Raw genomic sequence first — 9,264 nt, 5'->3', positions numbered from 1 at the left:
GTGAACGGCATTAGAGCCGATGCTCTCCTTTTTCTTTATTGCGATGATTTAGTCACCTGCAAACATGTAGCCTTCACCGTGAACGGTCACAAAGATTTGTGGGTTCTTTGGATCAAACTCCATCTTAGCGCGCATGCGTCGAATCAGTACATCGATAGTACGATCGTTTGGCGCATCCACTCGGTGGCTGATCATATTCAAAATACGCTCGCGGCTTAGTACCAGATTTGGGTACGAAGACAGTGCCACCAATAGCTCATATTCCGCTTTGGTTAGTTTCACTGGCTCACCGTTACGGCTCAGAGCACGACGTTGAATGTCAAACGTCCACTCACCGAAGCGCACAATGTGTTCTTCATTAGTGTCGTTCGCTGTCTTTTGCGAACCGCTACGTGCCGCCGAAATGCGCCACAGCAAGTTCTTAACGCGAACCAATAATTCCCTTAGTTCAAAAGGCTTTGTCACATAATCGTCTGCGCCCATTTCTAGGCCAACGATTTTGTCAATGCTATCCGTGCGTCCTGTCACTAATATGATGCCGATATCTGATTGGCTGCGTAATTCACGCGTAAGCATAAGGCCATCTTCGCCAGGCAAATTAATATCCAACATGATCAGGTCTACATCGCCACTTTGAAGCACTTCGCGCATTTCTGCCCCGCTCTCTGCTTCACTAACTTTGTAGCCTTCATTTTGGAAATAGCCCGCAAGCTTACTACGAGTTACTACATCATCTTCTACGACTAATACGTGATAGCTCATTTACACCACTTTCTGTCTTTTTTATTTTCCAAGACGTATTCTATTCATAACTAGTAACATTTCTAGTCATAGATACATTAAAAAGCAAGATTTTGCGTTTTTATTGATTCAAAGCAAGCTTATTTACAGCCATTCATAAACGCGCATATTTTCCCATAATGGATAACAATTATAGTTACTGCTATTCATCTTAATTGTTTACACTTAGGGGATAACCATTTAGGAGCAAAAAAATGCAAGAAGTGAAAGCTTTTAACGAGAAACGCGCAGAAATCTATTGGTGGTTTTCTAGCCTGTTCGCAAAAGAACTGACAGAGAAAGAACTAGAAAGCTACCACAGTGTTGAAATTCGAAGCTTTTTGGCTGGCCTTGGTGAAAATGAGTCATTAAAACCAGCTGTGGATACCCTTGTTGATGCACTTAACCGCCTACAGGATCGTGAAGACGCGCAACTTGAGTTGGCTGCAGACTTTTGTGAGCTTTTCCTTAAGACAGAAAAGCACGGTGCACTGCCTTACGCCTCTATGTACATCGGTCAATCTGGTCTGCTAAACGACAAACCAGCAGAAGAGATGGAAAAACTGATGGCAGAGTTTGGCGTGCAAGTTGATGAAAACCTGAAAGAGCCAGCAGACCACCTAGCGGTAGAGTTGGATTTCTTGGGTAATATGATTATTCGCTCTAACGAACTAGAGCAAGAAAAGCACATGGAAGAAGCGTTCGAAAAGCAGAACGATTTCATCCAAAAGCATCTTTTGACTTGGCTACCTCAGTTTGCCGCTAAATGTAAGCAGTTCGACGAATTTGGCTTCTATGTTAGCGTTGCGCAACTATTAATTGCATTTTGTAAACTGGACAGCACCTACCTTCTTGGTGAATAATTGCCGCCTATTTTAGGGAGCCTGCTATTTAGGCTCCCTATTTTATTCGTTTAGTTTTAATCTGGCTTAAAGAAACCCAACCAATTTAGCCGTGAAAATGTGACCTCAAGGGCACAAAACAACCGCTGAAAATATTGCCAGCCTGCCCACATCAGTCTAAAATGTGAGCGCAAACGATTAAATATGATTTATATGTAAACCGCTGAAATATAGCGGTTTTTGTGTTTTCTTAACATGATTGCTGACTAATTCCTCACTTATAAAAAGAAGGGAATATGAGTATCAGCAACAAATGTTGCTACAAATCTTTTTATACCGATTCGGAACAACCACTGCCAAATATCTCAGCAATGCCCTTTCTTGCAGTTGCTCGGTTTGTGCAAGACCCTAAGCGTATGGTTGTCTTCACTCACGGTATTCAGTAGCTCGATACAGGACATCATTTATGGCCACTATTAAAGACGTTGCTCGCTTAGCCGGCGTTTCTACCACAACGGTTTCGCACGTAATTAACAAAACTCGCTTTGTTGCAGAAGCAACCCAAGAAAAAGTAATGAAAGCGGTTGATGAACTAAATTACGCGCCAAGCGCCGTTGCTCGTAGCTTGAAGTGCAACTCTACTCGTACTATCGGTATGTTAGTTACTCAATCAACCAACCTATTCTTCTCTGAAGTCATCGATGGTGTTGAGAGTTACTGTTACCGTCAAGGTTACACTCTAATTCTTTGTAACACGGGCGGTATCTACGAGAAACAACGTGACTACATCCGCATGCTAGCTGAGAAACGCGTAGATGGCATCCTAGTAATGTGTTCTGACTTGACGGAAGAGCTAAAAGAGATGCTAGACCGCCATTCTGACATTCCAAAAGTTGTGATGGACTGGGGCCCTGAGAGCTCACAGGCAGATAAGATCATCGATAACTCGGAAGAAGGCGGCTACATCGCGACGAAATACCTGATCGATAACGGTCACACTGACATTGCATGTTTGAGCGGTCATTTTGAAAAAGCAGCGTGCCAAGAGCGTATCGCTGGTTACCGCCGAGCAATGGCGGAAGCAAACCTAACAGTTAATGAAGATTGGGTTCTTGAAGGCAACTTCGAATGTGATACTGCTGTACTGGCGGCAGATAACATCACTGCAATGGAAAAACGCCCAACAGCTGTCTTCTGTTTTAACGACACAATGGCGCTAGGCTTAATGAGCCGCTTGCAGCAAAACGGTATCAAAGTACCGGATGATGTATCCGTGATCGGTTACGACAACATTGAGCTTGCAGAATACTTTTCTCCACCGCTAACGACTATCCACCAACCAAAACGTCGTGTGGGTAAAAACGCATTTGAGATCCTTTTGGAGCGCATCAAAGACAAAGAACACGAGAAACGTGTGTTCGAGATGCAACCAGAGATCGTTGTTCGCAACACGGTTAAGAAACTAAACTAACCTCATCTGCGAACTCATTTTATAAAGCGCTCTTATGGGCGCTTTTTTAATGCCTAAAAATAACTTTCTCTTAATATTTCAGTTCAAGAATACAACCTTAAACTTCGATAAGTTGCTGTTTTAATTAAGGTGTAGTCCATTTCCTACATCAAGCTTTTGTATGACAAGTAGTACCCAGCAATATAAAACAAAACACATCAATTTAACGCTATTAACTGAACCAAGATCACACTTTTATATTTGAAACGTGATGTTAATTCAATATACGAAGTATTCTCAAAGAGTCACGCACAGGGCAAACCATTCGAAAGGGTGGGACGCAAAGCCTCCGGCCTGAACCATCTTATTAGATGGAAGGTAGCGGGGTTACCGATGGCAAATATGCATTAAGTGAGTTTACCCTTTAATGACATTGTGTCTGCATACATTTGCTAATCTCTCGGACCTGATTTTTGGTGGCGTAATATTAATTACACCGAGATAACACATCATGGATAAACCGATACTCAAAGACTCAATGAAGCTGTTTGAGGCACTTAGTAATATCAAGTCGCGCTCAATGTTTGGCGGCTTTGGGCTCTTCGCCGATGAAACGATGTTTGCACTAGTTGTGAACAATCAACTTCATATACGAGCTGACCAACAAACTTCATCTGACTTCGAGACTCAAGGACTAAAACCGTACGTCTACAAGAAACGTGGTTTCCCAGTTGTTACGAAATACTATGCTATTTCTGATGATCTATGGGATTCGACCGATCGCTTGATTGAAGTTGCAAAGCAATCTCTAGAGACAGCTAAGCAAGAGAAAAAACAGCAAGCGAGCACCAAACCTAACCGATTGAAAGACCTTCCTAATCTACGCCTTGCAACTGAACGTATGTTGAAGAAAGCAGGCATTGACTCTGTCGAGCAACTAGAAGAAGAAGGTGCCCTAAACGCTTATAAAGCAATCCAAGATACGCATGCCTCTACGGTAAGCCTTGAATTGTTGTGGGCGCTTGAAGGCGCTATCAACGGTACACATTGGAGCGTCGTACCTCAGTCTCGCCGGGAAGAGTTGATGAGTGCTCTCTCGTAGAGCAATCATTTCAGCATGACATTGAGTAAAAACCGCAGTTTTCACACTGCGGTTTTTTTTGAAATTTTTTCTTACTCCATTCTGTCTTATTATTTAAGAAGCCAAACGGAGCCATTGATATGAATAAGAAACTGATTTTAGGACTGATCCTACTCGCGACCATCATCTTTTTAGGTGTCAACTTTGGTCAATATTTAACGCTAGAAAACGCAAAAGCACAGCAACAAGCGTTAAACAGTTTCATTGACCAAAACTTCGTGTTTGCCGCCGCAACCTATTTCTTCGCTTACATTGCTATCACCGCTTTTTCTATTCCTGGTGCTGCGGTTGTAACGCTTCTTGGTGCAGCCTTGTTTGGTTTTTGGACGAGTTTATTGTTAGTGTCTTTTGCCAGCACAATCGGTGCAACCATTGCGTTTTTAAGCAGCCGTTACCTATTACGTGAATGGGTGCAAAGCAAGTTTGGTAATAAGTTAAATGCCATTAACCAAGGTGTAGAAAAAGACGGTGCTTTTTACCTCTTCTCTCTACGTTTAATTCCGGTATTTCCGTTTTTCTTGATCAACTTGTTGATGGGTCTGACACCAATGTCAGTCGCACGATTCTACCTAACTAGCCAAATCGGTATGTTGCCAGGCACTGCCGTCTACCTAAATGCAGGTACACAGCTCGCCACTATCGACAGTCTTTCGGGAATTGTGTCGCCAACCGTATTAGCATCGTTTGCTCTGCTCGGCTTGTTCCCAATCATCGCAAAATGGGTTATGAATAAAGTTCGCCCAGCCCAAGTTCAAAACGGAAATGCTTAATGAAGATATACATCGCTAAAAATCCTGCAGAAGCTCATATCGTCTGTGAGCTTCTCAAAACCGAACAGATAGCTTGTGAAGTAAGAGGTGAGGGAATGTTCGGCTTAAAGGGTGAGTTGCCGTTTAGCGATGATACAGACCCGTATGTTTGGCTTTTACATCCGGAGCAGAAACTAAAAGCATCTGCCATTGTTGAAGATTATCGTCAACAAGCGGAATTGACTTATCAAGACTGGCAGTGCCCACAGTGTTCAGAACAGAACGAAGGCCAGTTTGGTGCGTGTTGGCAATGTGGATATCAAATAGGGGAGCCATAACGGCTCCCCTACTCTTTTGATCTCTTCAATAAATGCGTTAAGCCGCTAGACTCTGCTGCTTAATGAACTCGATGGAATGTTGGTTAAAGTCATCGGGCCTTTCTACATTACACACATGACCACAATCTGGTATTTCTCTCAGTACGCTCAACTTATGCACCGCGACCATTTCTTTCACTGGCTTGATGAACATGTAGTCTCGATCACCCATCAAATACAGCGTCGGAATCGGTAGTTCACGATCTTTGAAATATCTCATCAATGGGTTCACATCTGCTGCCAAAGTAAACCAACGCTTAAATTCTTTTTGGCAGAGCTTCTTGGCTTCGCGAATAAACAAGTGTCTTGATTCTCGCTGGTTTTTCTGTGGCATCACAATATAAGCAAACAACTTGTACAACCACATGTAAGGAAGGATGTGTTTACCAAGGTTCCCCAATTTCACCAATATCTGTGAGCGAGTATTTAAACGAGTGACTGCGCCACCCAACACCATTGAGCGAACACGGTCTGAAGCCAGTTCAGCCAAGTTACGCACAATAATAGTACCCAAGGACATACCGACAAAGTGTGCTGATTGGATCTTAAGGTGATCCAACACTTTTAGAATATCTTGAGTCACAGCCGTAAAGGTATATCGACTAGTAATCAGCTCTTTCAACAGTTGATTGGACTTTCCGTGACCTCGAAGATCGATGAGCAACAAATTGAAATGCTGCTTATACGCTTTGATTTGCTTAAACCAGATCGAAGAACTGCCACCAGCACCATGTACGAAAACAACCCACTCATTACTGGTAGGGTGCAAATAGGTTTTGTGGAAAAGAAGTGGCTGAGTCATGTATCAGTACGAAAAACACTTTTTGTGAAAGGGAATGGATAAATGCTACCACACTCCATAAGGGTAAGATAATAAAGGCACCTCATTCGGTGCCTTTCGTTACACTTTTTAAAGATTTTGCGTCAATTTAACGCAGCTCTATACAGTTGCAAATACTCTTCTGCCGCTTTTCGCCAACAAAAGTCTTTTTGCATAGCATGAAGTTGTACACGTCTCACTTCTGTCACATTTTGTGCGTAAAGCAGAAGCGCTCTCAACATTGTCAGTAATAGACCTTGCGGCGTTGGTTCATAGAAAACGAACCCCGTTGCATCGGCTGGATCCACATCGTAGTCATTCACGCTGTCTTTTAAGCCACCTACCCCACGAACGATTGGCAAAGTGCCATAGGCCATGCTGTAGATTTGGTTCAAACCACACGGCTCGAATTCAGAAGGCATTAGGAAGAAATCCGATCCTGCCTCAACCAAGTGTGCTAATTCGTTATCGTACGCTTCAACGAAGACAAACTTGTCCGCAAATTGTGCCGCTACATCTCGTAACTGCGCCGCGAGAATAGGATCGCCCGTGCCAACCACAACAAGCTGAACCTCGTGTTTTAGAAAGTCTGCCAACGCAGGCAATAGATAGTGCACACCTTTTTGCTGTGTTAGGCGACACACCATGCCAAACATGGCGCAATCTAATACTTCAAGTCCCAACTTTTCTTGCATTGCTTTTTTACATGCGTTCTTACCACGAACCATACTTTGACGATTGGCTTTGTAGTTAAGCGGCAAGTTTGAATCGGTTTCTGGATTCCACGCACTGTAATCACATCCATTAAGGATGCCCACCAAATCACTAGCACGTTGCTGAAACTCCCACGCCATGCCGTGGCTTCCAAGCTCGGTTTTCAGTTCTTCGGCATAAGTAGGGCTAACAGCATTTATTTTATCTGCGTTCATTACCCCTGCTTTCAGCATAGTAATGTGCGTTGCACTTACTGCAGCATCTGGCACATTTCGGCTATGGAATTCAGGCAGACATTGAACATCGTCATAGCTAAACACGCCTTTGAACACCGCATTATGGATTGAAATAACACTGCGAGTATTAGCAAAGAAAGCGTCGTGGCCGTAACGATGTTTTAGCAGGAAGGGAACTAAGCCTGTGTGCCAGTCATTGGCATGAACAATATCGGGCTGGAAGCCAAGCTTTGGCAGCATGTCTAAGCAAGCCGCACTGAAAAACGCGAAACGCTCGCCGTTATCCGTGTAGGCTTGGTTGTTTTCCGCGTACATCGACGGACGATTGAAATAAGGAGGACAATCAATCAAATAAACCGGATTATCCCCAAGCGTTAACTTAAGGACACGGTAAGCTGTATGAGGCCAACTTGTTAGCTCTGTTTCCAGAACCGTTTCCGCTTCTGACAACTGTTCAATACCAGTGTAGGCAGGTATAGAAATTCGTACATCTTGCTGAAGATTTTGAAGGGCTTCCGGTAGTGCCTTGGCTACATCAGCCAAGCCACCACTTTTGATCAGTCCTTCGACTTCAGACGCTACAAACAGAACAGACAAATTGTTAGTAGCCAACACGTGCTCCTTTTGGAATTACGACAATGCCATCATCTGACACATGATAGTGTTTTTTATCTTCTTGTAGATTTACACCAATTTGCGTACCCGGCGCAATATCTGCGTCTTTATCTACAATCACGCGACGAAGAACACAACCTTCCCCGACCTTCACATCACCGAGCAAAATACACTGGCTGATGTCACACGCTGAAGCAATATTACTGCGGAAACCAAGTACTGATTTTTCAATACGAGAACCGCGCACGTAGCTGCCATTACATACTAGGCTGTCGATGATCTGAACTCGACCATTTACAGAGTCAGTGAAAGTTGCAGGTGGCAATGGTGGGTAGTAAGTATGCAGTGGCCATTTACGGTTGTAGAGAGAGAATGGTGCGTCTTTCTCAAGCAGATCCATATGTGCTTGCCAGTACGCATCGATTGTACCTACATCGCGCCAGTAAACTTCTTCTTTCTCACCTGTAATGCGGTTCATGCTGAAGTCATACACAAACACATCGCCACGAGGGAACATCTTAGGAATGATGTCTTTACCAAAATCGTGAGTAGAGGCTTCATTGTCAGCGTCTTCAATCAATTCTGAGAACAGCGTTTGAGCTTCAAAGATGTAGTTGCCCATAGAGACAAGCGCATGTTCTGGGTCACCAGGAATCGATTTTGGATTTGCAGGCTTTTCTTCAAAGCCAATCATTCGACCTTCACTGTCCACTTCGATAACACCAAATTGAGAGGCTTCCGATAGCGGCATACGCAGTGCCGAAACAGTCAAAGATGCTTCTTTTTCTTGGTGGAAAGCAAGCATCTGTTTAATGTCCATTTTATAGATATGGTCTGAACCAAAGATACATACTTGATCCGGTTCCGCCAATTCCATAAAACGTAAATTTTGGTAGATAGCATCGGCAGTACCTTCATACCAACGCTTACCCGTACGCATTTGCGCAGGAATTGGGTCGATAAAACGGTCTGTAATGCCATTGATGTTCCAACCCTTTTTCAAGTGATGGAATAGAGATTGAGATTTGAATTGAGTAAGGACGTAAATACGCATTAAATCCGCATTTACAAAGTTATTCAGAGCGAAATCAATAAGTCGGTAACTTCCGCCGAAAGGGACCGAAGGTTTACTGCGGGATTCCGTTAAAGGTCTCAAGCGAGAGCCTTCACCGCCAGCAAGAATCATTCCCAAAACACTAGCCATTCGTTGTTCTCCATATATAGTTATAGCTTGGAACTGGTATTCACTTGAAATGAGCAGAACTCGGGGAGTCAAGCGAATACATTATTGCATCCGCACTGATAAGTTTCTTTGAACCCTCACAGCGCGAACTAAAAAAGCTATTGCACATCCTCGTACGCACGCACCTTGGTTGTTTTTATTTTTGGTGCTAAATAACCGCATACAGTTGCATTATTTGTGTAATAAGTTATCGAACTGGAACTAAATTACAATTTAAAATATGCCATTCCGTGTTGTATACAGATGTTGCTTACTCAATACGGTATCTTGGTCACACTATGAGACGCAAACGATTAC

The 9,264-nt window shown here is 43.4% G+C and carries 10 protein-coding genes and 1 riboswitch; of the genes, 6 read left to right on the top strand and 4 right to left on the bottom strand.

Going from position 1 to position 9,264, the window contains the following annotated elements:
- Nucleotides 1-48 precede the first annotated feature (48 nt).
- The gene (gene torR / locus H735_RS27590; RefSeq protein ID WP_020195001.1) at nucleotides 49-762 is read right to left on the bottom strand and encodes a two-component system response regulator TorR; all 714 of its coding nucleotides are present in this window, start codon (nucleotides 760-762) and stop codon (nucleotides 49-51) included.
- A gap of 233 nt (nucleotides 763-995) precedes the next feature.
- Between torR and torD the strand changes: the two genes are divergently transcribed.
- The 6 genes from torD (at nucleotide 996) to H735_RS27565 (ending at nucleotide 5,300) form a co-directional block, all read left to right on the top strand.
- Nucleotides 996-1,643 carry a molecular chaperone TorD gene (gene torD / locus H735_RS27585; RefSeq protein WP_005441668.1) on the top strand — a complete coding sequence of 216 codons (648 nt, stop codon included), beginning with the start codon at nucleotides 996-998 and terminating at the stop codon, nucleotides 1,641-1,643.
- A 275-nt stretch (nucleotides 1,644-1,918) separates the two neighbouring features.
- Nucleotides 1,919-2,068 (top strand): hypothetical protein, encoded by a 150-nt coding sequence (locus H735_RS31120; RefSeq protein WP_020195002.1) that lies wholly within the window; start codon nucleotides 1,919-1,921, stop codon nucleotides 2,066-2,068.
- Nucleotides 2,069-2,088: 20 nt separating this feature from the next.
- Nucleotides 2,089-3,093, top strand: a complete 1,005-nt coding sequence (gene purR, locus H735_RS27580) for an HTH-type transcriptional repressor PurR (protein WP_005441667.1) — start codon at nucleotides 2,089-2,091, stop codon at nucleotides 3,091-3,093.
- Nucleotides 3,094-3,377: 284 nt separating this feature from the next.
- Nucleotides 3,378-3,467: riboswitch (cyclic di-GMP riboswitch) on the top strand.
- Nucleotides 3,468-3,583: 116 nt separating this feature from the next.
- Nucleotides 3,584-4,174: a TfoX/Sxy family DNA transformation protein gene (locus H735_RS27575; RefSeq protein WP_027726600.1), complete on the top strand. Its 591-nt coding sequence runs from the start codon at nucleotides 3,584-3,586 to the stop codon at nucleotides 4,172-4,174.
- 119 nt (nucleotides 4,175-4,293) lie between these two features.
- Nucleotides 4,294-4,983, top strand: a complete 690-nt coding sequence (locus H735_RS27570) for a TVP38/TMEM64 family protein (RefSeq protein ID WP_005441662.1) — start codon at nucleotides 4,294-4,296, stop codon at nucleotides 4,981-4,983.
- Nucleotides 4,983-5,300, top strand: coding sequence for a putative signal transducing protein (locus H735_RS27565; RefSeq protein WP_020195004.1), 318 nt, complete (start codon nucleotides 4,983-4,985; stop codon nucleotides 5,298-5,300). The genes H735_RS27570 and H735_RS27565 overlap by 1 nt, the downstream gene beginning before the upstream one ends.
- 37 nt (nucleotides 5,301-5,337) lie before the next feature.
- Here the strand turns inward: H735_RS27565 and H735_RS27560 are convergent, their stop codons facing one another.
- The 3 genes from H735_RS27560 to glgC form a co-directional block, all read right to left on the bottom strand.
- Nucleotides 5,338-6,141, bottom strand: a complete 804-nt coding sequence (locus H735_RS27560) for an alpha/beta fold hydrolase (protein ID WP_005441659.1) — start codon at nucleotides 6,139-6,141, stop codon at nucleotides 5,338-5,340.
- Between the two features lie 122 nt (nucleotides 6,142-6,263).
- Nucleotides 6,264-7,721 (bottom strand): glycogen synthase GlgA, encoded by a 1,458-nt coding sequence (gene glgA, locus H735_RS27555; protein WP_020195005.1) that lies wholly within the window; start codon nucleotides 7,719-7,721, stop codon nucleotides 6,264-6,266.
- Entirely contained in the window at nucleotides 7,711-8,928 is a 1,218-nt protein-coding gene (gene glgC, locus H735_RS27550) for a glucose-1-phosphate adenylyltransferase (protein WP_020195006.1), read from the bottom strand. Before glgC ends, glgA begins: the two co-directional genes overlap by 11 nt.
- Nucleotides 8,929-9,264: the final 336 nt, after the last annotated feature.

This window comes from Vibrio owensii CAIM 1854 = LMG 25443 (assembly GCF_000817815.1).
Lineage (GTDB): Bacteria > Pseudomonadota > Gammaproteobacteria > Enterobacterales > Vibrionaceae > Vibrio > Vibrio owensii.
This window is presented reverse-complemented; position numbering and strand designations above follow the sequence as displayed.

Coding starts and splice junctions, on each gene's coding strand:
- H735_RS27570 (WP_005441662.1), top strand. CDS start 4,294: ATGAATAAGAAACTGATTTTAGGACTGATCCTACTCGCGACCATCATC.
- H735_RS27560 (WP_005441659.1), bottom strand. CDS start 6,141: ATGACTCAGCCACTTCTTTTCCACAAAACCTATTTGCACCCTACCAGT.
- torD (WP_005441668.1), top strand. CDS start 996: ATGCAAGAAGTGAAAGCTTTTAACGAGAAACGCGCAGAAATCTATTGG.
- H735_RS27575 (WP_027726600.1), top strand. CDS start 3,584: ATGGATAAACCGATACTCAAAGACTCAATGAAGCTGTTTGAGGCACTT.
- purR (WP_005441667.1), top strand. CDS start 2,089: ATGGCCACTATTAAAGACGTTGCTCGCTTAGCCGGCGTTTCTACCACA.
- torR (WP_020195001.1), bottom strand. CDS start 762: ATGAGCTATCACGTATTAGTCGTAGAAGATGATGTAGTAACTCGTAGT.
- glgC (WP_020195006.1), bottom strand. CDS start 8,928: ATGGCTAGTGTTTTGGGAATGATTCTTGCTGGCGGTGAAGGCTCTCGC.
- H735_RS31120 (WP_020195002.1), top strand. CDS start 1,919: ATGAGTATCAGCAACAAATGTTGCTACAAATCTTTTTATACCGATTCG.
- H735_RS27565 (WP_020195004.1), top strand. CDS start 4,983: ATGAAGATATACATCGCTAAAAATCCTGCAGAAGCTCATATCGTCTGT.